The 23,064-nt window shown below is 66.0% G+C and carries 19 protein-coding genes; 7 read left to right on the forward strand and 12 right to left on the reverse strand.

Features of this window, described 5'->3' with window-relative positions:
* Window positions 1-95 precede the first annotated feature (95 nt).
* Together E3N85_RS06515 and E3N85_RS06520 are read right to left on the reverse strand one after the other, a co-directional pair.
* Window positions 96-665, reverse strand: a complete 570-nt coding sequence (locus E3N85_RS06515; RefSeq protein WP_134461011.1) for a hypothetical protein — start codon at window positions 663-665, stop codon at window positions 96-98.
* A gap of 244 nt (window positions 666-909) precedes the next feature.
* Window positions 910-1,770, reverse strand: a complete 861-nt coding sequence (locus tag E3N85_RS06520; protein ID WP_241978351.1) for a 3-methyladenine DNA glycosylase — start codon at window positions 1,768-1,770, stop codon at window positions 910-912.
* A gap of 175 nt (window positions 1,771-1,945) precedes the next feature.
* On the opposite strand from E3N85_RS06520, the gene E3N85_RS06525 reads away from it, so the two are divergent.
* Together E3N85_RS06525 and E3N85_RS06530 are read left to right on the forward strand one after the other, a co-directional pair.
* Window positions 1,946-2,944 (forward strand): LLM class flavin-dependent oxidoreductase, encoded by a 999-nt coding sequence (locus E3N85_RS06525; protein ID WP_134461014.1) that lies wholly within the window; start codon window positions 1,946-1,948, stop codon window positions 2,942-2,944.
* Between the two features lie 8 nt (window positions 2,945-2,952).
* Window positions 2,953-3,324 (forward strand): MmcQ/YjbR family DNA-binding protein, encoded by a 372-nt coding sequence (locus E3N85_RS06530; protein ID WP_134461017.1) that lies wholly within the window; start codon window positions 2,953-2,955, stop codon window positions 3,322-3,324.
* Between the two features lie 20 nt (window positions 3,325-3,344).
* Here the strand turns inward: E3N85_RS06530 and E3N85_RS06535 are convergent, their stop codons facing one another.
* Together E3N85_RS06535 and E3N85_RS06540 are read right to left on the reverse strand one after the other, a co-directional pair.
* Window positions 3,345-4,001 carry a histidine phosphatase family protein gene (locus E3N85_RS06535; protein ID WP_134461020.1) on the reverse strand — a complete coding sequence of 219 codons (657 nt, stop codon included), beginning with the start codon at window positions 3,999-4,001 and terminating at the stop codon, window positions 3,345-3,347.
* A 97-nt stretch (window positions 4,002-4,098) separates the two neighbouring features.
* The gene (locus E3N85_RS06540) at window positions 4,099-4,392 is read right to left on the reverse strand and encodes a putative quinol monooxygenase (protein WP_134461023.1); all 294 of its coding nucleotides are present in this window, start codon (window positions 4,390-4,392) and stop codon (window positions 4,099-4,101) included.
* A 269-nt stretch (window positions 4,393-4,661) separates the two neighbouring features.
* On the opposite strand from E3N85_RS06540, the gene E3N85_RS06545 reads away from it, so the two are divergent.
* Window positions 4,662-4,988: an antibiotic biosynthesis monooxygenase gene (locus tag E3N85_RS06545; RefSeq protein ID WP_134461026.1), complete on the forward strand. Its 327-nt coding sequence runs from the start codon at window positions 4,662-4,664 to the stop codon at window positions 4,986-4,988.
* A gap of 36 nt (window positions 4,989-5,024) precedes the next feature.
* On the opposite strand, the gene E3N85_RS06550 is transcribed toward E3N85_RS06545, so the two are convergent.
* Genes E3N85_RS06550 through E3N85_RS06560 form a run of 3 tightly spaced genes read right to left on the reverse strand, consistent with a single transcriptional unit; the run spans window position 5,025 to window position 6,914 of the window.
* Window positions 5,025-5,438 carry a hypothetical protein gene (locus E3N85_RS06550; RefSeq protein WP_134461029.1) on the reverse strand — a complete coding sequence of 138 codons (414 nt, stop codon included), beginning with the start codon at window positions 5,436-5,438 and terminating at the stop codon, window positions 5,025-5,027.
* 55 nt (window positions 5,439-5,493) lie between these two features.
* Window positions 5,494-6,513: an MAB_1171c family putative transporter gene (locus E3N85_RS06555; protein ID WP_134461032.1), complete on the reverse strand. Its 1,020-nt coding sequence runs from the start codon at window positions 6,511-6,513 to the stop codon at window positions 5,494-5,496.
* The gene (locus tag E3N85_RS06560; protein ID WP_134461035.1) at window positions 6,513-6,914 is read right to left on the reverse strand and encodes a hypothetical protein; all 402 of its coding nucleotides are present in this window, start codon (window positions 6,912-6,914) and stop codon (window positions 6,513-6,515) included. The genes E3N85_RS06555 and E3N85_RS06560 overlap by 1 nt, the downstream gene beginning before the upstream one ends.
* Window positions 6,915-7,860: 946 nt before the next feature.
* Between E3N85_RS06560 and metH the strand changes: the two genes are divergently transcribed.
* Both metH and E3N85_RS06570 read left to right on the forward strand, forming a co-directional pair.
* On the forward strand, window positions 7,861-11,496 hold the full coding sequence (gene metH, locus E3N85_RS06565) for a methionine synthase (protein WP_134461038.1): 3,636 nt from the start codon (window positions 7,861-7,863) through the stop codon (window positions 11,494-11,496).
* Window positions 11,497-11,644: 148 nt separating this feature from the next.
* Window positions 11,645-12,295, forward strand: coding sequence for a M23 family metallopeptidase (locus E3N85_RS06570; RefSeq protein ID WP_134461041.1), 651 nt, complete (start codon window positions 11,645-11,647; stop codon window positions 12,293-12,295).
* Window positions 12,296-12,380: 85 nt separating this feature from the next.
* Here the strand turns inward: E3N85_RS06570 and E3N85_RS06575 are convergent, their stop codons facing one another.
* From E3N85_RS06575 to E3N85_RS06595, 5 genes are read right to left on the reverse strand one after another with little or no spacing between them, the layout of a single operon-like run.
* Complete coding sequence (locus tag E3N85_RS06575) at window positions 12,381-13,268, reverse strand: ECF transporter S component (protein ID WP_134461044.1); 888 nt, start codon at window positions 13,266-13,268, stop codon at window positions 12,381-12,383.
* A complete protein-coding gene (locus E3N85_RS06580; protein ID WP_134461047.1) occupies window positions 13,265-15,256 on the reverse strand; it encodes an ATP-binding cassette domain-containing protein in 1,992 nt (663 codons plus the stop codon). Before E3N85_RS06580 ends, E3N85_RS06575 begins: the two co-directional genes overlap by 4 nt.
* Window positions 15,257-15,859 (reverse strand): hypothetical protein, encoded by a 603-nt coding sequence (locus E3N85_RS06585; protein ID WP_134461050.1) that lies wholly within the window; start codon window positions 15,857-15,859, stop codon window positions 15,257-15,259. It abuts the gene before it with no gap.
* 20 nt (window positions 15,860-15,879) lie between these two features.
* Window positions 15,880-17,298: an O-acetylhomoserine aminocarboxypropyltransferase/cysteine synthase family protein gene (locus E3N85_RS06590; RefSeq protein WP_370289116.1), complete on the reverse strand. Its 1,419-nt coding sequence runs from the start codon at window positions 17,296-17,298 to the stop codon at window positions 15,880-15,882.
* On the reverse strand, window positions 17,298-18,491 hold the full coding sequence (locus E3N85_RS06595) for a MalY/PatB family protein (RefSeq protein WP_134461056.1): 1,194 nt from the start codon (window positions 18,489-18,491) through the stop codon (window positions 17,298-17,300). The genes E3N85_RS06590 and E3N85_RS06595 overlap by 1 nt, the downstream gene beginning before the upstream one ends.
* A gap of 134 nt (window positions 18,492-18,625) precedes the next feature.
* Here E3N85_RS06595 and E3N85_RS06600 point away from each other — a divergent pair, with 134 nt between their 5' ends.
* On the forward strand, window positions 18,626-20,863 hold the full coding sequence (locus E3N85_RS06600; RefSeq protein WP_134461059.1) for a UvrD-helicase domain-containing protein: 2,238 nt from the start codon (window positions 18,626-18,628) through the stop codon (window positions 20,861-20,863).
* 28 nt (window positions 20,864-20,891) lie between these two features.
* A complete protein-coding gene (locus E3N85_RS06605; RefSeq protein WP_134461062.1) occupies window positions 20,892-23,036 on the forward strand; it encodes an alpha/beta fold hydrolase in 2,145 nt (714 codons plus the stop codon).
* The last annotated feature ends 28 nt before the right edge of the window (window positions 23,037-23,064 follow it).

Raw genomic sequence — 23,064 nt, forward strand, 5'->3', positions numbered from 1 at the left:
AAACAAGCGCGACTGAAACAAGACTGTGAAACAAGATTGAGAAACGAAAAGGGCGCCCCCCGAGTGGGAGACGCCCGCATTTCTAGTCGAGCGCGTTAGCGTCCGAGGCCGAGGTCGCCGAGAACATCGTTGACGATCGAGTCGACCGAGCCGTCGATGTTTTCAACGTCGACGCCGCCGACATCGGTGCCGACATCCGTGCCGTTACCGGCGTCAACCGGGGCGTCGACCGGTGCGTCAACCGGGGCGGTGACGGGTGCCTCGATCGGTGCGACAACGTCGTTGCCACTGCCGACGGATGCGTCGTTGCCGACCTCGTTGCCCGACGCGACATCACCGATGTCACTGGTAAGGGAATCATTGACGACGCCGCCGTTGAGGATTCCGCCGTTGCCGAGCACGCCGTTGCCGACGCCGCCGACGGAGGTGTCATTGCCGAGCACGCCGTTGCCGGTCGAGTCGTTGCCGGAGAGATTGAACAGGTCGCCGATGACGTCCAGGCGGTTCTGCTCGGACGAACTGTCGGTGCTCGTGCTGGTGCTGTCGCCGTCAAACGCCTGGGCGGGGGCGACAAAGCCTCCAATGATGAGAGCGGATGCTGCGGCGCCGGTGATTCCCAGCGCGGTGATCTTGCGAATGTTCGTGTGCTTCGTGATCGTATTCATGAGAGCTCCTATTCGTGTTTCTGTCCCAGCCCGATGTTTTCTCGGGCCGCACAGATGGTCCGGAGCCCCGACTCATGTGGTTTGGTCTCCGTACCCCAAATGGGTGCCGCCAGACAGTTTGGGCGAGCGTCACGCACCGGGCGACGCGCTCAGATCGCCGCCATGAGGGGTATCCGCTCGACGCCGTGGCAAAACCTGAGAAGGGGCTGGCAGTCGGTGCTCGATGGCAATCGACGGAGCTGCGCTAGACGAGAAGGCTCACGACGCGTTCGCGCAACACGTTGCTGCGCTCCGTGAATGCGCGCTGACGGCGCACATACTCCGCCTTACCGGCCGGAGTCTCGATCGCGACCGGCGCGTAGCCCCATTCGGCGAGGTCGTAGGGGGAGGCCTCCATGTCGAGCCGGCGAATGTCGCGGGCGAGCTCGAAGGAGTCGAGCAAGACCGCGCCGGGAATCAGCGGGCCGAGCTTGATGACCCACTTGTAGATGTCCATGCCGGCGTGCAGGCACCCGGGCTGCTCCAGAATCGGCTGGTTGTCCCTCGACGGCTGCAGCTGGTTCAGCGGGATCGCCGCGGGGGTGAAGAACCGAAACGCGTCGAAGTGGCTGCAGGCTATGCGGTTGCCGTCGACGACGGCGTCGGTGTCACTCTGGCCGAGTCGAAGCGGAGCGACATGGCGGTGTTCACCCTGGCGATACACCATGGCCCACTCGTGCAGGCCGAAGCAACCAAACTGGGCTGGTCGCTGCCGGGTGGCGGCGAGCAGTGAACTGATGAAGCCAATGGTCCGTTCGTTCTTGTCGACGAAAGCCGCGGCATCCACTTGGCTGTCGTCTTCGAGGGCGCGATACCACTTCCACGTTGCCCGGGGAAGTGTGGCGGCGCCCTGCAACAGCACTCCCGCGCCGGGATGCCAGCGCCGCAGCAGGCCGGGGCGAAACGGGTAGTAGGTGAACAGGAAATCGTCGACCGGATGCGTGCGGCCGGTTGCCGCGCGCTCACGGCGACCACGGGTGAACGCGTCAGCGCGCTCCTCGTGGGCCTGTTCGAGGCCCTGCCATTCAGCGGCCCCGAGCGTCCGGGTCTGGTCAGTCAGTTGCACCCATCGAGGTTACCGCGCGGGCACGAGGCCATACCTACCGGACTGGCGGCGGATGTGGCTCCGTAGTAGCAGCAAGCTGACGCTTCAGCAGCAGAGGCCCCGTGCCTCGGCCGGAGATTTCATACCCGTTTCCGGCACGGGGTAACGATTCGAGCGCGGCGGTGTTGACCCCAGTATGACTATTGTGCTGTCCATACTCGACCTTGCTCCGATTGCCCCCGGGCAGACCGCTCGGGAGGGCTTTGCAGCGAGCGTCGCGCTCGCCCAGACCGCCGAGAAGCACGGGTATGAGCGCGTTTGGTATGCCGAGCACCACAACATGCCGACCATCGGATCGTCGGCGACGAGCATTCTGATCGGCCACGTCGCCGGGCAGACCAGCACAATTCGGCTCGGATCCGGCGGTGTCATGCTGCCCAATCACTCGCCGCTCGTGATCGCCGAGCAGTACGGCACCCTCGCCGAGCTCTACCCCGACCGCATCGACCTTGGTCTCGGCCGCGCTCCCGGGAGCGACCAGAACACCGCCAGGGCGATGCGCCGCGACCCGCGTGCCTCGGATCAGTTTCCCCAGGACGTGATGGAGCTGCAGGCGTACCTGCGCGGCCAATCGATCGTACCGGGCGTGCAGGCCGTGCCAGGAGCCGGCACCAATGTTCCGTTGTACATTCTCGGATCGTCGCTGTTCGGCGCCGGGCTCGCCGCGGCGCTCGGCTTGCCCTACGCCTTCGCGTCGCACTTTGCGCCCGACGCACTGCACGAGGCCATCGCGCTCTATCGCCGTGAATTCACTCCGTCGGAGCAACTCGCAGCGCCGCACCTCATCGTTGCGGCGAACGTCGTCGCGGCCGATGATAAGGCGGACGCCGAGCAGCAGTTTGAGACGACCCGCCGCACCCGGGTACGCGGCATGCTCTCCCGCGGGCCAGCGACCCCGGAGTACAGCGACGACCAGATCGACGTCTTTCTCACCACGCCGGAAGGCCGCAATATCGCCAACATGATGCGCTATTCGGCGGTCGGAACGGCCGACGAGGTGCGCCTCTACCTCGAGGAGTTCGCCGAGGGAACGCAGGCCGATGAGCTCATCCTCGCCCATCAGTCACCGTTCATCGAGGGCCGCCTGCGCTCGGTCGAACTCACGGCCAACGCGATGAACCTCGTCGCGGTCTGAGTTGGCACATGACGCCGGACGCGCTCGTCGACCTGTGCCTGAGCCTGCCCCAGGCGATTGAGACGTTTCCGTTCGGCGAGGAGACGAGCGTGTTCAAGACCAGCGGCACTGGCAAGATCTTTGCCCTCGCCGCCCTCGCGAGTGAGCCGTTCACGGTGTCGCTCAAGTGTGATCCGGAGGAGGGCCGCGCCCTGCGTGAGGAATTTCCCCTGTGGATCACGCCGGGCTACCACCTGAATAAGAAGCACTGGATTTCGATTGACCTCGGCGGCAACGTGCCCGCCATGCTCGTCGACCAGCTGTTGCGCGACAGTCATGCTCTCGTGCGACCGCGGGTTCCCCGGGCACGGCCACACGAGTGTTCTCCAAACGCGAGCTGACGCTGGCTTTCTCCGAAAGCTCAGTCAAGCGGCTCGCCCAGGGGATCGGCAGCGCCCAGGTCGGCGAGGGCCATTCCGCCCACCGGCAGGCCAGCCCAGGACAGCAGAGTCCAGCCCTCCTCGGGTGAGCCAGTGAATTCGACCATACCGGTGTTATCGAGCTCGTGCTCTCTCGCAAAGGTCGGCGGCACGTTTCCCGCGCGACCTGCGGTCCACACGCGGATAGCCGCGCCATGGCTGAACACCACTGCGACGTCGGATTTCGCGGTGGCGGCAGCGACATCGGCATCGAAGCGCCGGAAGAAATCATGACCGTCGTGAGCGCCCGGCATCCTCTTATCGAGGTTGCCGGTGCCCCAAGCCATCACGGTTTCCAGATAGGTGCGAACGGAGGCCCGATCGCGCAGCCCCTCAAGCGAGCCGGCTTCGATCTCGTGCACCCCGGTCGCAACCTGTAACTGGAGGCCGCGATCGGCGGCGAGCGGATGCGCGGTCAGCCGGGTGCGCAGCAGGGTTGACACGAAGATGGCGTCAATCGGGTCGGAGCGCAGCGCATCGGGAATAGCAGCGGCCTGGCGCAGGCCGAGATCGGTCAGGCCTGGACCGGGATGCGCGGTGTCGAGCTGCCCGAGAACGTTGCCGGGAGTCTGGCCATGGCGGATCAGGAGAAGTCGCATATGCCCTCCAGCATAGGCAACGCGACTGGGCAAGAGCAGACGCGTGCCCCGACGGCACCAGCGTAGAGGGCTGCGAGTTTCAGCTCTGGCGATTGCGTCAGATGTCCGTGGCAATCTCGTACTTGGTGAGCACGGGCGTACCGGACACGATCGATCCCAAGGACGATTTACCCGGTCCAGCACGAAAGGCGCGATAAGCGGTGTCGTGCTCCATCGAGATCCACTTTTCCACGAGAACGAAGTGGGTGGGGTCTTCAGTGTCGACGAGAACATCGACACCGAGGCATCCGTCGAAGGCTCGGGTGACCAGGAGAGTGTCGTGCAACACCGTCGCAGCCTGGGCGAGGGACTCGGGCTTCACATGGATATCGAGAAAAGCGGTGATAGGCACAACAGCTCCAAACGGCTTGAGGTCACGGGGCGAAATCGGTGACGAGTGGTCGATCGCGTCGGCAGTCCTGCATACCCTGACGAATCAGGAGAAAAGCCACATACTCCCAGCATAGGGAATGCGGTGGGCCGGGGGGAGAGAGATGCGCCGACCGCACGGCTTTGCCCGGCCGCAGCAGGCCCTCGGCACGGTCTGGCAGCAGAGAGTGGCAGCAGAGAGTGGCAGCATGGAGGAAATACATGTCGAGCCTTTGACCAGAAAGCAGTTTCATGACAATCATCAAAATCAATGCCATCACCGTGCCGAACGACGGCGGCGACGAGCTCGCCCACCGATTCGCTGCCCGCGCTGGCGCTGTCGACGACCGCGCCGGTTTCGAGGGCTTCGAGCTGCTGAAGCCGACCGATGACCGCCTCACCTGGCTTGTCGTGACCCGCTGGGCCGACGAGGAATCGTTCCAGGCCTGGTTGAGTTCCCCGTCCTTTGCCCACGGGCACCGCAGCGAGACGCCGAAAGAGGGCGAGCCGGCGGCGCGCCCGGTCGGTGTGAGCAGCGAGCTGTGGTCGTACGCCATCGCCGGCGGTACCGGGCACTGACCCGGGGCGGCAGCCGCGTGCCGGACGGAACTCGCGCTAGGTGTCCAACCCGCGAGAATCGATCGGAGACGGCTGCTCCTCCAGTAATTCGGTAATGGACCGCAGTGTCTCGGGAGACACATCCCCGAGAAGTCGCGCTGCGAAACTAACTACTCTCTTCACCCGCAGGCTCTTCACAAATGCGAGTTGGGCGTCTACGCGATCGGGGAGATCGCCATCGGAGTGAAGCAGATATTCCGGAGGGATGCGGAAGAATTCGCCGATTCCAGTGAGCAGAGCGGAGTCAGTGACGAGCGGGCCCTCTCCCGTGATCATGTACGCCCAGCGTGCTCGCGACAGGGCGACACCCTTGTCCTTGAGCCCCTGCGCTATCTGCTTGTAGGTGTACGGGGTGTTGCCTTCGGCCACAACCACATCGAGCAGCAGATTGAGTTTTCGAGCCAGCTCCACCTGGGGACTGACGGGTGGACGGTCGCGTCGAGCGGGGGACGCGTGCTCCGGGAGATTAGACAACGGTATTGATCCCATCGTGTCGTATCGGTCCAAGCGGTACCTGGGTTTGACGTTCGGCCTGATCGATGATCGATTGTTCGGCCAAAGACACGATTTGCGTCGGGTCGAGAAGCAGGCTGTCGCGAATCTCAACGTACCGACGGTACAGGTGCAGACCAGGACGCCGAACGACGAGCAGGCCAGGGCGAGTCAGCTTGCGGTCAATGCTGAGGTCAGGTGCAGTCAAGAGGAGGCGGTGCCACAGGGGGGTGATGCGCCACAACAACACCCGATCGTGGAAAGTCTTCCGGGTGGCGGTGAGTCCGTCGACAGTGGCGGTGAGGCCCAAACCGATTGCAAGGCTCAACGGTGCGATGAGCAGCGCGAGAACGTATGCCATACGCGGCCACCCTTGGAAGACAAAACCCGGAGTCAAGTTGGATTGCACGGCACTGGTCAGGCTGATGAGGGCATAAATTAGAACGTTCAGGCAGCCAAGGGTCATAAATCCCAAGGACAACCGGGTGACCATTTTGGGCTGCTTGCGAATATCCGACAAACACGCGTAGGCCACGGAGACGGCAAAAATTGCCATGGCGATCCACGTTGTCGATGCATACGCGGTGTAATCCCACCGGGCAACGAAAGACTGGGAGATGTTGTCCGTGATGCGCCAGTCACTCGTGAAGAACAGAACTGTCTGCGCCGTGATGATCAGGCCTGCGATGAGAGCCGTGACACGTCGACGTTTCCGCGTGACTCCACCGATGGACACTGCCTCTTGAACGATCACATCGAGCAAGGCCACAGCAACGATCGCGAGGGCATGGAACAGAAAGTACGTGGCATTGATTCCGCCCAGAAACGAGTCCACGATCTCATAGACCGGTTTTGGCTGCAGGCTCATGGTCAACGCGAACATGATCAAAAACCACAGGAGCGGACGGCGGGTTCCGCGAATGGCCGAGGGTATGCACGAAAACGCGGCGATCCAAAGGACAACGGGCACGAAGATCAGCACGGTGGTCTGCATTACAGCACCTGACCGAAACCGGTCCGGAGACCCAACGCGATTTCGGGCCCATCGCTCAACATAATCAGGGCCAGCCGATCGCCGATGGCCTCGGCTAGGGCTTCCTGCTCGTCGGTGAACCGGCTACGAGCGAGCGCGTATGCGATGGCATCCATCGGGATCAACGGTGCGAGAAGCGCGACTCGCTCCGCCGAAAGAAGCTCTTGTTCATGATCAAGAATCATGTGGCCGTATTCGTGATTGATGAACTGCTGGCGGTGCACCATGGAACTGGTCGGTGAATGGTAGATTCGATCAAAATTTTCGCCGGCGATTGAGATCCAGAGCCCGCAGAGCCCGGCCTCGAGCATGCGCGGCGGCGCGCACTGCACCACGATTTTCTTTCCGCGCACCGATTCCATGTGCCGGTGCAGCAGCTCAGCTGTGAGGGGTCGGGGTAGACCGAGATCGGCCACCATCGTGTGCGCCCGTTTCTGGCGTGACTCGTAGCTCATCTCGTACCCCCTGTTGGCATTCTGAGCCTACCTTCTTGTTCGGAACCGTTTACGAGAGGTCCCGCACAGGCCCCGCAGAAGCCTTACGATGGACATGTCCAACATGGGTCTATGGGGGAAGGATCGGCCATGGTCTGGCTCGAAACTGGCGGTAACGCGGGGGCTCTGATGCCGGTGTCTGACACTGGGCATGGTCGTCCAGCATTCGGGGAAAGGCTGCGCTCAACGTTGAATTTGCGCGCTCGGCGCGCCCAAAGTGGGAGTGCCGAGCAGCAGATCGGTCGATCGGTCTTTCGTCGAGCGATCGACGGCGCCGTCGTGCCCACTGACACGGCAGCTCAGAGCGGTACGCGCGCTGACGTTCTCGCGCTGAGGTGGTTGCGGGGGCTCGTGCCGGCAGAAAACGATCAACGGGTCATCCTTACCTTTGACAGCTGGCACAACGCGCAAACGCGGACGGAGACCGTCACTGGTGTGGACGGCGCCCTGGCCGTGGCGAATCTCCCGGCCGTTCGCGCAGCCTGGTGCATCGTCCAGTCCGGTCACAGTGTCGTGGTTCAGGTCTGGTCGATGCCAGAACGTTCACGTGCATGCGGCCCCACAATCAGGGTCTGGGTCTGCAACGGTGACAGCGCCCGTGCGATCGAGGCCAAAATTTTGGAGCACACTGTGGAGCTCGATGGGGGCGACTCTGCACAGACTCGCTTCGCTACCGGCTGGATTGTGACCGGGGAACCCGGTGGCGCCCGCCGCTCGCCGTGACCCCGGCAGCAGCCAACGCTCAAAATCGCGCACGCTAAGAAACGTTACTTCGGGGCCTCGGACAGTTCGGACCCGCCATTAAGCTGTCCCGATGAGCACTGTGCTAACTATTGACGCCCAAACACCCTTCGTCGCGGCGCGCCCGGCTCGATCTCAAGCATTGCTGAATGCCGTCACCAACTCTGTCGTCATCGCCGACGGTGCCATGGGCACCATGCTGCAGGAACACAACCCCACCCTCGACGACTACCAACAGCTCGAGGGCTGCAACGAGATTCTCAACGTGAGCCGCCCCGACATCATCGCGGCCATTCACGACGTCTACCTCGAAACCGGCATCGACGCTATCGAGACCAACACCTTCGGTGCGAACTGGTCGAACCTCTCGGACTACGGGATCGAAGATCGCATCGAGGAGCTCGCTCGACTCGGCGCCGAGATCGCACGCGCCAGCGCGGAAAAATTCGAAGTCCGCGACGGTCGCGTGCGCTGGGTGCTCGGCTCGATGGGCCCCGGCACCAAGCTGCCCAGCCTCGGCCACACCACCTATGCCCACCTCAAGGCCACGTTCGCCGAGCAGGCGCTCGGCTTGATCCGTGGTGGTGCTGACGCGTTCCTCATCGAGACTTCACAAGACCTGCTGCAGACCAAGAGCGCGGTGAACGGATGCAAGCAGGCCATTAGCGAGACCGGCATCCGCTTGCCCATTTTCGTCGAGGTGACGGTGGAGACCACCGGAACCATGCTGATGGGCAGCGAGATCGGCGCCGCGCTGACCGCGCTCGAGCCACTCGGCATCGACGCTATCGGCTTGAACTGTGCGACCGGGCCGACCGAGATGAGCGAGCACCTGCGTCACCTCTCCAAGTTCTCGCGCGTGCCCGTCATCTGTATGCCCAACGCCGGCCTGCCCCAGCTGACGAAGACCGGCGCGAGCTATCCGCTGACCCCCGACCAGCTGGCCACGGCGCACGAACAGTTCGTGAAGGAATTCGGGCTGGGTCTGGTCGGCGGATGCTGCGGCACGACTCCCGCACACATGACGGCCGTGGTCGAACGCTTGCGTGGCGTCACGGTGAAACTCCGCACCCTCGAACAGGACCCGGGTGTCGCAAGTCTGTACCAGCACGTCAGTTTCGACCAGGACAGCGCTTTTCTGGCCATCGGGGAGCGCACCAACGCCAACGGCTCGCGCGCTTTTCGCGATGCCATGCTCGCTGAAAACTGGGACGACTGCGTCGACATCGCGCGCAGCCAGGTGCGCGACGGCGCCCACCTGCTCGACGTCTGCATCGACTACGTCGGTCGCGATGGCGTCGCCGACATGAAGCAGGTCGTCTCCCGACTGGCCAGCGCCTCGACCCTGCCACTCGTCGTCGACTCCACCGAGCCGGCCGTGCTGCAGGCCGGTATGGAACTCATCGGTGGTCGTCCGGTCGTGAACTCGGTCAACTTCGAAGACGGCGAGGGGCCCACGTCGAGGTTCGGCCGCATCATGCCGCTCGTCAAGGAGCACGGCGCGGCCGTGATCGCCCTGACCATCGACGAGGAGGGCCAGGCCCGCACCGCCGAACACAAGGTACGCATCGCCACCCGTCTGGTGGACACCCTCGTGAACACGTGGGGCATGCGGGTTGAGGACATCATCGTCGACGCGTTGACCTTTCCCATCGCGACCGGCCAGGAAGAAACCCGCCGCGACGGCATCGAGACCATCGACGCGATCCGGCAGATCAAAGCGAAGTACCCCGGCATCCACACCACGCTCGGCGTCTCGAACGTGTCGTTCGGGCTCAACCCCGCCGCGCGCTCGGTGCTCAACTCGGTCTTCCTGCACGAAGCGACGGAGGCCGGCCTTGACTCGGCCATCGTGAACTCGGCCAAGATCGTGCCGCTCGCCTCCGTGCCCGACGACCGCCGCAAGGTGGCGCTCGACCTGGTCTGGGACCGCCGCGAATACGACGCCGAGGGAACCCTCACCTACGATCCGCTGGTGGCCCTGCTCGACCTGTTCGCCGGCGTCGACTCCGCCGCCCTGAAAGACGAGCGCGCCGCCGAACTCGCCGCCCTTCCGGTGGGCGAACGCCTGGAACGCCGCATCATCGACGGCGAGGCCAAGGGCCTCGAGGCTGACCTCGACCTTGCCAGAGCCGAGGGGTTGAGCGCGCTCGATATCGTCAACGTGCACCTGCTCGTCGGCATGCAGGTCGTCGGCGCCCGCTTCGGCAGCGGCGAGATGCAGCTGCCGTTCGTGCTGCAATCAGCCGAGGTGATGAAAGCCGCCGTGGCCCTGCTCGAGCCGCACATGGAGAAATCCGAAGCGGCCGGCAAGGGCACGATCGTGCTCGGCACCGTGCGCGGTGACGTGCACGACATCGGCAAGAACCTTGTTGACATCATCCTCACCAACAACGGCTACGACGTGATCAACATCGGCATCAAACAATCGATAGCCGAGTTCATCCGGGTCGCCGAGGAGAATAACGCCGACGTCATCGGTATGAGCGGGCTGCTCGTGAAATCCACCGTGGTGATGAAAGAGAACCTGCTCGAGCTTCAGTCGCGCGGCTTCGCCGACAAATGGCCGATTCTGCTCGGCGGCGCGGCCCTCACCCGGTCCTACGTCGAGGACGACCTCGACAGCGTCTTCGCCGGGCAGGTGCGCTACGCCCGCGATGCCTTCGAGGGCCTCGCCCTGATGGAACCGCTCGTGGCCATCGCCCGCGGCGCTGACCCTCTGTCGGTTGGCTTGCCACCGCTCAAGAAACGTATTCACAAGAAGAGCCTGCTCACCCTCACCGAACCCGAAGAGATGCCCGGGCGTTCCGAGGTCGCGAGCAATAACCCGATTCCGGTACCGCCGTTCTGGGGCACCCGCATCGTCAAGGGTGTGGCCCTCGCCGATTTTTCGGCCTTTCTCGACGAACGCGCCACCTTCATGGGGCAGTGGGGGCTCAAACCCAGCCGGGCCGAAGACGGCGCGAGCTACCAGGAACTGGTCGACACTGTCGGTCGGCCGCGCCTGCGCTACTGGCTCGATCGCATCCTGGGCGAGGGCATGCTCGATGCCTCCGTCGCCTACGGCTACTTTCCCGTGGTCGCCGACGGCGACGACATGGTCGTGCTGCACCACGGTGATGACCCGACCGGGCGCCTCGGCCAGGCCGGACTGCTCGCGCCCGACGGCGGCTCCGGCGGCGAACTCGGCGCTGACCGACTGCGGTTCAACTTTCCCCGGCAGCGCCGAGATAAACACCTGTGCCTGGCCGACTTCGTGCGCGGTCGCGACACCGGTTCGTCCGGAGAACGCGGGCAAACGGATGTCGTCGCCCTCCAGCTGGTCACCGCCGGCTCGCACGTCGACGAGGTCACGGCGAAGATGTTCGCCGAGAACAAATACCGCGACTACATGGAACTCAACGGGCTCACCATGCAGCTCACGGAGGCCCTCGCCGAGTATTGGCACTCCCGCATCCGCTCGGAATTCGGTGTCGGCGACGAGGACCCGAGTGATGTGGCCGGCATGTTCAAGCTGGAGTATCGCGGAGCCCGGTTCTCCCTGGGCTACCCGGCCTGCCCCGAGATGGAGGACCGTCGCAAGGTGGTCGAGCTGCTGCAACCCGAGCGGATGGGCGTGGTCTTGTCGGAGGAACTGCAGTTGCACCCCGAGCAGTCGACCGACGCGTTCGTGTTCCACCACCCGGAGGCGAAGTACTTCTCGGTGTAGGTGAACGGCGCGAACCGATCCGCACGGTGTCAATGTCGTTGCGCCCGTGGTGGCCGATGGTGGGGCTGGGGTGAATTGTGCTTCTCGTTACACTGACCGTGTGGCTCGCCTGGACGACACAATTTGCGCGACCAGCGGAGGTTCTGGGATGTTGGAAACTGTTCCAGTTGTGCTCCGGTTACCGTTCCGGGGCCGGTGGATCGCGGAGAACAGCCCCGCGAACCGTGTTCCTAGCCACGGCACTCACCTTTTCGGCACCACATTCGCAATCGACTTCGTCGCTGTCAACGAGCGCGGTCATTCGGGAAAGCGCGGCTGGCGCTCGGTGCTGGCAACAGAGTCCCCTGAGGTCTTCGTCGGATTCGGCGCACCAATCCTCGCGCCGGCATCGGGCACGGTGGTTGCCGCGATCGACGGTGAGCTTGATCATGAGGCCCGCCGCTCACAATTGGCGCTCATTCCTTATGCGCTCTCGCAAGCCCGCCGCATTCGGGAGGGCGTCCGCGCGATCGCAGGGAATCACGTGGTTATCGCGATGGGTTCGTCCGGGCCCTTCGTGCTCATCGCGCATCTGCGGCGTGGAACGGTGAACGTCACAGTGGGATTGGTAGTCGAGGTGGGCGAGACCATTGGTTCATGCGGGAATTCGGGTAACAGCACGCAACCGCACGTGCACGTGCAAGTCACGGACTCAACTGACTGGCAGACGGCGCGCGGACGTCCGATCATCTTTGAGCGCCCTCACGTCAGCGGCGACAACTGGCTGCCAAGAAACGGTGAGACGTTCAACGCCTCATGAAATGCGCGGGAATCCATGAGATATTCGACTCCGCAGACGCGGATTGCGGAGCAGATGTTCCCACGGAGACAATCCGCCCGGCCGGTCAACGGCGGGGGCTCAGGCGGGCTCGGCGCAGAGCCGCGAGCACGGCCGGGCCGACCAGCGCAATACCGACCACGGTCGTGATGGCGCGTACGGTATCCCAGGTGAGGGTCGACGTAACGAGTGAGTAGAGCGCGAACGAGGCAAGGTTCTGGCCGGGGTCGGCTCCCGCCGTGTAAGAGATATCGGTGCCACTGCCCACCGCAAACGGCCAGAACCAGAGGTTCATCATGAGCCCGAACAGGTACGACGCGACTACCCCATAGGCAGCCAGCAGAAAGATTTCGCGGTTGGCGCGCATGCGCTGGCCGGAAGAATTCTGCCGCGTGGCGTTCTGCCAGCGCGGCAGCAGACCGGCACCGGCGCCGACCCAGCCGCAGGCGAACATCTGGAACGGGGTCCACGGGCCAAAACCGCCCCAGAGCATCGAGGACACCGCGATGGTGAGCATGCCGAGCAGAAAGCCGAACCGGGCGCCGTAGACCCGCCCGGCCAGGATGAGCAGCACGAATACGGCCTCGACACCGCCGACGCCGGCTCCGGCGATGCGCACGGCGGCGCCGACGGCCGAGAGTACGCCGAGCAGCGCGACGGTCTTCGCCGTATACATTTCATGGTCGAGGGTGAGCGCCAGGGCCACAATGAGCGCGGGGATGAGCGCGAATGCCACGATCGGAACTGCGACCTGCGCGTCGGCCGGCACCGCCCCGACGAAGAGCGGCCAGGCGAACGCGGCCGCGGCGAGCAGGCTGCCGCCGCCGAGAATCCACGAGGTCCAGCGGATGCTTGGGCGCGGCCGCGCACGATCCGTGCGCCGGCTGGGGCGGGCACGTCGACCTGCGGGGGCGTCAGGAGAGTTGCCGGGGGCGGTCGCGGAGATCTTGCTCACGAGAGCACCTGACACGGGGCAGAGAGCTGGCCGTGGTGCATGAGCAGGGTACGCGTGGCGAGGCCCGATGCGAAGTCCTCGTCATGGGTGGCGAACAGCACCGCCCTGCTGTGGCCGGCTGCCCGCACCAGGGCCGCGCTCACGAGCGTGCGCGCCCCGAGATCGAGGCCGCGGGTCGGTTCGTCGACCAGCAGCAGGGCCGGCCGAGCGGCGAGCTGAATGGCCATCACAAGGCAGAGCCGTTCGCCCGCAGAGAGGTCGCGCGGATGACGCTGCAGCAGATGCGCGGCATCCGTTAGCGCGTCGAAGCCGAGCAGACCGGCGAAGGTCTGCGCGGTGCTGGCGCCCGCCAGGTTGCGGTCGGCGCGGCGGCATTCCTCGGCCACGGTGATTGTGAACAACAGGTCGTCGAAGTTCTCGGGCACCAGGCCCACGGCCTGCCAGCGCGCTCGTCGCTTGAGGGAACGCACATCGAGCCCTCCGACGATCACGGTTTCGGCGTTTGTCGGCAGGGCGATGGCCCGCAGCAGGCTGCTCTTGCCGGCGCCGTTACTGCCGCGCAGGGCGATGAGTTCGCCCGTGGCAATGTCGAACGACACGTCATCGACGACCAGTTTGGGTCGGTGCAGAACACTGAGCTGGCGGATGCTTGCAAGCGGCACCGCAGACACGGCCGCGATGCCGCCCGTGCTGCCACCTCTCGTCGCATCGATAGCCGGCACGCTCCGGGGCATCGGCAGTGCGCCAGCGGGCCGGTCAGCGGCGAGGAGCTGGTGTACGCGGCTGCCTCGAATCTGCAGCCAGGCATCCGCTATGGTGGCGAACTCTTGCGTGTTGTGCTCGGCGATCACGACGCAGACGCCGGCCTCGTGCGCGAGCTGGCCGAGCACGGTGCAGACCCGGTCGCGGGCGGCCGTATCGAGGTCGGCGAGCGGCTCATCTACGAGCAACAGGGTGGGATGGTTTACGAGGGCGGCGGCGATCGCGACGAGGCTGGCCTCACCGGCCGAGAGCTGGTCGATCGAACGGTCGACCAGGTGCTCGATTTTCAGCCGGGCGGCCACCTCGATAACGCGGGCGTGCACGATCAGCGGGGCGACGTTCCGCACGGCCAGGGCGAAGCCGATCTCGTCGTGCACCGTTTCGGCCGCGAAGCCGAGGCGCACGTTCTGCGCGACGAGCCCGACGAATCCGGCGGTGTCGCGCGGGGGAGTGCGGGCCCGGTCGGCGCCGGCAATGTCGATGCGTCCCTGCTGGGTGCCGTCGTAGAAATGCTGGAACAGGCCGCTCATGCTGTGGAGCAGGCTGGTTTTGCCCGACCCGGTCGCGCCGACGATCACGGTGAGGGTGGCTGGCTTGAGGGTGACGTTGAGCTCGTCGAGGTGCCAGCCCGTCTTGTCAGGCGCAGCACCGAAGTTCAAACCGGCATCCCGGAGCACCACCGGTGCCTCGCACACGCCGGTCAGGACGCGGGTGGCCGCGAAGCCGCGGGTTTCCATCGACGCGGCCAGCGCGAGCGCGCGCTCGATCGTCTGCTCGAAGATGGGCACGAGCAGCGACGCGATCGACCGTTCTCCGCGCAGGGAGCGGGCGACCCGCACGCGGCGCACGGATTCCAAAAGTGCCGGAAAGGTCGCCCAGGCGATCACGAGCGAACGGGAGATGGCGCGCAGCGGCCCGCGACCGGCACCGCGTGCGAACAGGGCCTGCACGTTGATGATCGCATTGAGCAGGCCGAAGAACACGATGACTGCGGCGACCGGCAAGGCGCTCAGCGCCGCGTTGCCGAGCCCGAGTAGGGTGACCGGGCCGAACAGGGTGATGTGGCTGAATGGTCCGTCGAGCCGGAGTCTTGGAAGATCCAGCAGCAGCGGTCCCGTGCCGGCGCCGGCACCGCCGAACACCACCCGGTAGACGACCCGCAGCAGCACGAAGCCCACCGCGAGTACGACTGCCGCGCGCAGCGGGGCCAGGCGCAGGCGAAACACTTAGCTGCCGGGCGTGGGTGTTTCGGTGCCGGTCGTGTAGACGAGGCCCACTGACTGGCCGGGCTCGACCTGGAGCGTGCCGAGGCCCTCCTGGGCGTACTCCCAGTTGGCGTCGGGGGTGGCTTTCACCCAGAGCGCCCAGTATGCGTACGCGGGCGGCATCGAAGCGCAGGTTTCGGTGAACGATTCCTGGCCCTCGACCACGACGGTTTCGTCAGCGGCCGGGCGGTCGTTGACACGGCAGACGATCTGGTCGCCGTACTCCACGCTTCCCGCGGTTGTGACGCCGGAAGTCGCAAGGGTCTCGCTCGCGGCAATCGCCTCGGTCGCGTCGACGCACTCGGTGACCGGGGCGGCGTCGAGCGTGCCGAAGTCGACGACGACGTTGACGCCGGCGCAATCGACGGCCGCAGCACCCGCTTCAGCTGTGGCGGTGGCGGCAGCGGATGCCGGCGAGCCGGCCCCGGAATCGGTGGCGCATCCGCTCAACGCGGCGAGCAGGACGAGCGCGCCCAGTGCAGCCGAGGTGCGTGCAGCCGAGGTGCGTGTACCCGTTCTGCGGAAGAAAGTGGGCGCAGAAAAATTTGGCGCGATGAGGTTCATGAATTCAGAGTACCTAGCGTTTAGAGGATGCCGGCGACTCGGTCGAGCCCCCCGCGGAGGTCAAGCAGAAGGTCGTCAAGCGATTCGATGCCCACCGACAGGCGCAGCATGCCGGCCGTAATGCCGAGGCGTGCGTTCAGATCGGGGGCAAAGGACGCGTGGGTGGTGGTGAGTGGATGCAGCACCATCGAGCGGGTGTCGCCGATACCGGTCATGCGGCTGAACACCCGCAGACCGTTCGTGAACGCTCGGGCACCCTCGGTCCCGCCCTTGACGGTGACCGCGAACACCGAGCCGGTCCGGCCGTTGTAGTACTGTTGCGCGATCTCGTGCAGCGGGCTGCTCGGCAGGCCGGCGTAGTCGACGACTTCGACCTCTGGCTGCTCCTCGAGCCAGTGCGCGATGGCGATCGCGTTGTCGACGTGTCGTTCCATACGCAGCGAGAGGGTTTCGATGCCCTGGTGCAACAGAAACCCGTTGAACGGCGACAGTGATGGTCCGACGTCGTTGACGACGGCCTCGCGCACATACTGGGCGTAGGCGGCCGGGCCGAACCGGTCGAGCAGCGAGGGCAGGCCGGGGCGCAACGAGTCGGTCAGCAGCGGGTAGCGGCGGGAGCTCGCCGCCCAGTCGAAGGTGCCGCCGTCGACGACCGCGCCCGATACGCCGGCGCCGTGGCCGCTGAGAAACTTGGTGGTCGAGTGCACGACGATGTCGGCGCCGTGCTCGAACGGGCGAATCAGGTACGGCGTGGCGACGGTGTTGTCGACGACGAGCGGAATGCCGTGGCGGCGGGCGACGGCAGCGATGCGGGCAATGTCGACGACGTCGTTGCGCGGGTTCGGAATGGTCTCGGTGAAGATCGCCTTGGTCTCCGGCCGAATCACCGCGTCCCAGGCGGCATCGGAGTCGGTGTCCCAGACGTAGTCGACCGCGATGCCCATGCGGCGAAAGCTCCGGCCGAGCAGAATGCGGGTGCCGCCATAGATGCTCGCGGTCGAGACGATGTGCTCGCCCGATTCGGCCAGCGCGAACAGGGCGGCGCTGATCGCGGCCTGTCCGCTCGACACGGCGACACAGGCGGAGCCGCCTTCGAGTGAGGCGAGCCGCTGTTCGGCGACCGCGTTGGTGGGGTTGCCCTGCCGGGAGTAGATGGGTTCGCGGGAACCGCCGTTGAACCGGGCGGCCCCGTCATCGAAGGAGTCGAAGACGTAGCCGGCGCTCAGGGTGAGCGGCGGAATGCGCGCGCCGCGGTTCTCGTCGGCGTACTCGCCGACGTGCACCTGGCGGGTGTCGAAGCTGAAGGCGTCCCAATCGGTGATCGGCGCGACCACCTCGGTGGCGTCAGAATTCAGTGAAGTCGATGCTGGTGCGGGCGTGGCCATGAAACTTCCTGTTGCGTCGGTGTTGGTCGGGAGCGGGGCATCCGTTGTCGTCATCAGACGGTCGCCGCCGTCGGGCAATCGGCAGAAGCGGCATCGACCCGTGCGACGAGCGCCGCGATACGGGCGACGGCCTCGCGCAGGGTGTCGGGCGAGCAGGCCAAATTGAGGCGGGCGAACCCCTGGCCGCCGAGGCCGAAGCACTCGCCGTTATTGAGGGCGACGCGGGCCTCGTCGAGAATGCGCTGGTACGGGCTCTCGCCGAGGCCGAGGTGGCGCAGATCCAGCCAGGCGAGGTAGCCGGCGCGCGGCCGGTGGTAAATCACGGCGGGCAGGTGTTCGCGAAGCAGGGAATCCAGCAGAGAATCGTTGTCGACAATTTGATCGATGGCATTGTCGAGCCAGTCGGTACAGGAGAACGCGGCGATGTTGGCGTGCAGGCCGAGGATGCTGGTGCGACAGGCGACCTCTTCGGGCAGCCGGTTCAGCAGGTCGTTGGTGGCGTCATCGGCGGCGATGACGAGGGCACACTTGAGCCCGGCCACATTCCAGCCCTTGCTTGCCGAGGTCACGGTGACCGCGCGAGCGCCGGCGGCCAGGGCCAGCGGGGCGAACGGCGTGAACGCGACGCCCGGGTAGGTGAGCGGCGCGTGGATCTCGTCGGAGATGACGAACACGTCGTACTGCGCGGCGAGGCGGGCAAGCGCCTCCAGAGTCGAGCGTTCCCAGACGATGCCATGCGGGTTGTGCGGGTTGCAGAGCAGAAAAGCGTCGATGCCGCTGGCAAAGCTGAGCTCCAGCGCGGCGAGGTCGAGCGCCCACCGCTCACCCTGTTCGAGCAGCGATATTTCGAGAACGGATGCCGCGGCCTCCTCGACGAGTTCGTAGAACGGCGGGTAGACCGGCGGGGTGATCGCCACCCGACCATGGGCCGGCACGGCCAGGCGTAGCGCTTCGACGATGCCCACGCTCACGTCGGTCGCGAGGTGCACGTGGCTCGGGTCGACTCTCCAGCCCCACCGGTCGAGCGCAAACTGGGCGAAGGCCGGAGCCAGCGGGCCCGGGCCATCGAGATAGCCGGTGTCGGAGGCCTGCACGCGCTCCACGAGTGTCGCGACGATGGCCGGAGCCAGGGGGTAGTCCATCTCGGCAACAAACAAGGGAAGTACGTCGGCGGGAAACCGAGTCCACTTGATGCTGCTGCGCTCGCGCCGGATATGCTCCAGCGGTGCGACCTTGATGACTGACATGACCACAGCTTGTTCCCGCGCCCGACAATAAGCGAACACGTGCGTAAATATTCGACACATGAGCGGATGCGGACACACAGCAATGCCCACACTGACCGCGACTAAACTGGGGGCTTCGGTTTAAGGGGAGTTTTGTGATCGACCAGGAGCTTGTTCGGGAACAGAACTATGTCGGGGCGCTCTATGCGCGGCTGGACGCGCTGGCGAAAGAGGCCGAACACCAACTGATCGCGGTGCGCCGGCTCGATGTCGGCGGCAACCACCAGTCCCGCAGTGAGCGCGACACCTTTGCCCGCCTCTACGAGGACCGCATCGTGCAACTGCGGGAGGTCGACGATCGGCTCGCCTTCGGCCGGCTCGAAACCGTGCCCGATGACTCGGGCGATTCGGTCTACCGCTATATCGGCCGGGTCGGCCTGCGCGATGAAGACCACAAGCCGCTGCTGCTGGACTGGCGGGTGCCGCAGGCAAGCGCGTTCTACCAGGCCACGGCTGCCACTCCGCTCGGTGCCCGGGCTCGCCGCCACCTGCTGTCCAAGGGGCGCAACATCATCCGCATCGAAGACGAGATTCTTGACGTCGCCCTGCTCGCTGACCCGGATGCCAGCGCGCACCAGGGCGAAGGAGCCCTGCTCGCGGCGCTCACGGCGCAGCGCACCGGGCACATGTCCGACATCGTCTCGACCATTCAGGCCGAGCAGGATCGCATCATCCGCTCGGATCTGGCCGGTGTTCTCGTCGTGCAGGGCGGCCCCGGCACCGGTAAGACCGCCGTGGCGCTGCACCGCGCCGCCTACCTGCTCTACACCCACCGAGATCGGCTGCGGGACAGCGGCGTGCTCATCATCGGCCCGTCGCGTTCGTTCTTGCAGTACATCGAGGCTGTGCTGCCCTCGCTCGGTGAGACCGGCGTGGTGCTCGCCTCGGTCGGCCAGCTCTTTCCCGGCGTCGAAGCGACCCGCGAGGATGCCCCCGCCGTCGCGGCGCTGAAGGGCCAGGCGTTCATGGCCGACCTCATTGCGCGAGCCGTGCACTCCCGGCAGCGCACCCCCGCCGCCCCGCAGCAGCTCGTCGTGAACGGCGACCGCATCGTGTTGCAGCCCGAGCTGGTGTCGCACGCGATTGCGCGCGCCCGCGGCACCGGCAAGACCCACAACGAGGCCCGGGTCACATTCGTGAAGACCGCCATCAACGCGCTCTCCCGGGTTTGGCTCGAGCAACTGCAGCAGCAGGGCCGTTCGATGGACGACACCGACTTGCCGATGCTGCGCGAAGACCTGCGCCTGGCCGACGATGTGCGGGTCGCGCTCAATACCGCCTGGCTGCCGCTGACCCCACGGAAGCTGGTGCAAGATCTGTACGCGCGGCCGCAGTGGCTGGCCGAGTTGACCCCGCGCTGGCGGTACGCCCAACGCAAGTTGCTGGCGCGACCGCGCACGGCGGAGTTCACGATCGCCGACATTCCGCTGCTCGATGAGGCCGCCGAGCTGCTCGGAGAATACAACGCGGTCGACCAGGCGAAGAAGCGCGCGCTCAAGGAACAGCGTAAGCGTGACGTGGAGAACGCCGAAACGGCCATTGAGAACATGCAGGTGAAAGGGCTCGTCAACGCGAAGGACCTCGCCGCTAATTTCGCCGAACTCGATGAACGATCCACGACCAGCGAACGCGCCGCACGGGACCGCAGCTGGACCTACGGCCACATCGTCATCGACGAGGCGCAGGAGCTGTCTGCGATGCAGTGGCGTCTGGTGGTGCGGCGCGGTCCGCGCCGGTCGTTCACGATCGTCGGTGACATCGCGCAGGCGGCGAGCGCGGCGGCATCCGCGAGCTGGAAAGAGGCGTTGCAGCCGGTGCTCGACGGCTCGCCCGAAGCCGATCGCTGGCGGCTCGAAGAATTGACCGTGAACTATCGCACACCGAGCCAGATTGCCACGGCGGCCGAGACGGTCGCCATGTCGCACCGCTTGCCGATCACGCCGTCCCGCACGGTGCGTTCGAGTGAATGGCCGGTAGAAACGGTCGCGGAGGCCGCGGTGGCGGTGCGCCGCGACCTGGCGCTCGCAACTGGCGGCACCCTCGCCGTGATTGTGGTGGAGGCCGGTATCGACGACCTTGATACGACGCTGCGGGCCGAATTCGGCGACCTGGTCGGCGTGGGGGCGCTGGGTCTCAGCCGCCAGATCGCGCTGCTCACCCCGCAAGACGCCAAGGGGCTGGAGTTTGATGCGGTCGTCGTCGTCGATCCAGCGGCCATCCTCGCGGCCTCCGAACGCGGCGCCGGGGCGCTCTACGTTGCGATGACCCGGGCCACCCAGCGGCTGTATCTGGTGGGCGCGGCGCCGCTTGGAACTGCGCCGCTCGGAACGTAACGGCGCCGCGACCCGCTAGCGTCAAAGCATGACATCGGAGTCTCACCCCACGCCCTTCTCCAGCCTCGACGACTACATCGCGTTGCCCCGCGTGGAAAGTCTCGCGCTCTCGCCCGACGCCCGCAGGGTCGTGCTGACCGTCGCCACCCTGACCCACGATCGCACGAGCTATGAGCGCGCACTCTGGTCGGCGGCCGCCGACGGCAGCGGTGTACCGACGCGCCTGACCCGGTCGGCGAAGGGCGAATCCGGGGCGGCCTTCACCGCCACCGGCGACATTGTGTTCGTCTCCGCCCGCCCCGACACCGCCGCCGACCAGGGTGCCGTGAAAGTCTCGGAGGCCGCCCAGCTCTGGCTGCTGCCGGCGGCCGGCGGGGACGCCCGCGCGATCACCCGCCTCGCCGGGGGAGTATCCGGCATCGCCGCGGTGGCCACCGCGGCTAACTCTCTCGTGATCGCCGCCGACCTACTGCCGAGCGCCACCGACCTCGAAGCGGAAGGCTTTGCCCGCAAGGAGCGCGCCGACAAGAAGGTCGCGGCCATTCTGCACGAGAGCTACCCGGTGCGTTATTGGGACCACAACCTCGGCCCCGCCGAACCACACCTGCTCGCGCTCGACCTTTCCAGTCTGCACGACATGATCGCCGTCGACACGGCCGAATCTGCTGCCCCGTCCACGACGGATGCTCCCGCCCCCTACCCGGCCGACCTCCCGCGTCCCCGAGACCTCACGCCCACCCCCGGCCGCACGGCTGATACCGCCGGCCAGGCCCTGACCCCCGACGGATCCACGCTGATCGCCGCGCTACGGGTCGCCGAGCAACGCTCCGGCCGCTATATCCTGGTGTCGATCGACGTCACGACCGGCACCCAGACCATCCTGTTCGACGAACCGAAGGTGCACTTCGAATCACCGGCGGTGAGCCTCGACGGCCGGACGATCGCCTTCGTGCGTTCCGCTTTCAGCACCCCGGAGGGCCCGGCCGACCAGGAAATCTGGGTCGCCGACCTCGACGGCGGCCACCCGCGCCGTCTCGCCGCCGATTGGGACCGCTGGCCGTCGAGCCTCGTCTTCGACGCCCAGCAGGGCGGCGCTCCGGGCGACGTAAGCCACGCCCTCATCGTCACCGCCGACCACGACGGTCGCGGGCCGATCTTTCGCGTACCGCTTGACGGAGGGCCCCCCGAACAGCTCACCACCGATGACTTCAGTTACACCAACGTTTGCGTCGACGCCGGGACCGGCGACCTTGTGGCGTTGCGCTCGTCCTGGATCGCGCCGGCCCATCCGGTGCGCATCGGCCGTTCCGGCGCTGGCGTAGCGAGCATCACTCCGCTCGCTACGCCGGCCGTGCTGCCCGATGTTCCCGGCACGATCACCGAGGTCGAGACCCGCGCCGAGGACGGAACACGGGTGCGCGCCTGGCTATTGCTGCCTGATGGAGCCGCACCGCAGCATCCGGCCCCGCTGTTGCTCTGGATTCACGGCGGTCCCTTGAACAGCTGGAACGCCTGGAGCTGGCGGTGGAGCCCGTTGCTCGCCGTCGCCCGCGGCTATGCGGTGCTGTTGCCCGACCCCGCGCTGTCGACCGGGTACGGCCTCGATTTCATCGCGCGCGGCTGGAACGCCTGGGGCGCCAAGCCGTACACCGACCTGCTCGCGATCACCGATGCCGCCGAAGCCCGCTCCGAGATCGACGAGACCCTCACCGCCGCGATGGGCGGATCGTTCGGCGGCTACATGGCCAACTGGGTCGCCGGTCACACCGACCGGTTCCGTGCCATCGTGAGCCATGCGAGCCTGTGGTCGCTCGATCAGTTCAACGGAACGACCGACAACTCCGAATACTGGCAGAGCATTTTCTCGGCGCAGGGCATGATCGACAATTCGCCGCACCGGGCCGTGCGCGACATTGTCACTCCCATGCTCGTCATCCACGGTGATCACGACTACCGGGTGCCGATCGGTGAGAGCCTGCGATTGTGGTCGGAGCTTGCCGAACACCACGCCAATGCCGACGGCAGCACGCACCATAAGTTCCTCTTCTTTCCCGACGAGAACCACTGGATCCTGGGACCGCAGCACGCGGTGCTCTGGTACGAGACCGTGTTCGCGTTCCTGGACCAGCACGTGCACGGCGCTGACTGGAAGCGGCCGCGCCTGCTTGGCTGAGCGCCCGCGGGTCAGGTGCGCCCGGGCC

Source organism: Cryobacterium sp. Hz9, from assembly GCF_004402825.1.
Taxonomy (GTDB): domain Bacteria; phylum Actinomycetota; class Actinomycetes; order Actinomycetales; family Microbacteriaceae; genus Cryobacterium; species Cryobacterium gelidum.

Excerpts from the sequence above, each read along its gene's own strand:
- E3N85_RS06515 (WP_134461011.1), bottom strand. The coding sequence starts at position 665 with ATGAATACGATCACGAAGCACACGAACATTCGCAAGATCACCGCGCTG.
- E3N85_RS06525 (WP_134461014.1), top strand. The coding sequence starts at position 1,946 with ATGACTATTGTGCTGTCCATACTCGACCTTGCTCCGATTGCCCCCGGG.
- E3N85_RS06530 (WP_134461017.1), top strand. The coding sequence starts at position 2,953 with ATGACGCCGGACGCGCTCGTCGACCTGTGCCTGAGCCTGCCCCAGGCG.
- E3N85_RS06535 (WP_134461020.1), bottom strand. The coding sequence starts at position 4,001 with ATGCGACTTCTCCTGATCCGCCATGGCCAGACTCCCGGCAACGTTCTC.
- E3N85_RS06545 (WP_134461026.1), top strand. The coding sequence starts at position 4,662 with ATGACAATCATCAAAATCAATGCCATCACCGTGCCGAACGACGGCGGC.
- E3N85_RS06555 (WP_134461032.1), bottom strand. The coding sequence starts at position 6,513 with ATGCAGACCACCGTGCTGATCTTCGTGCCCGTTGTCCTTTGGATCGCC.
- E3N85_RS06560 (WP_134461035.1), bottom strand. The coding sequence starts at position 6,914 with ATGGAATCGGTGCGCGGAAAGAAAATCGTGGTGCAGTGCGCGCCGCCG.
- metH (WP_134461038.1), top strand. The coding sequence starts at position 7,861 with ATGAGCACTGTGCTAACTATTGACGCCCAAACACCCTTCGTCGCGGCG.
- E3N85_RS06570 (WP_134461041.1), top strand. The coding sequence starts at position 11,645 with ATGTTGGAAACTGTTCCAGTTGTGCTCCGGTTACCGTTCCGGGGCCGG.
- E3N85_RS06585 (WP_134461050.1), bottom strand. The coding sequence starts at position 15,859 with ATGAACCTCATCGCGCCAAATTTTTCTGCGCCCACTTTCTTCCGCAGA.
- E3N85_RS06590 (WP_370289116.1), bottom strand. The coding sequence starts at position 17,298 with ATGACGACAACGGATGCCCCGCTCCCGACCAACACCGACGCAACAGGA.
- E3N85_RS06595 (WP_134461056.1), bottom strand. The coding sequence starts at position 18,491 with ATGTCAGTCATCAAGGTCGCACCGCTGGAGCATATCCGGCGCGAGCGC.
- E3N85_RS06605 (WP_134461062.1), top strand. The coding sequence starts at position 20,892 with ATGACATCGGAGTCTCACCCCACGCCCTTCTCCAGCCTCGACGACTAC.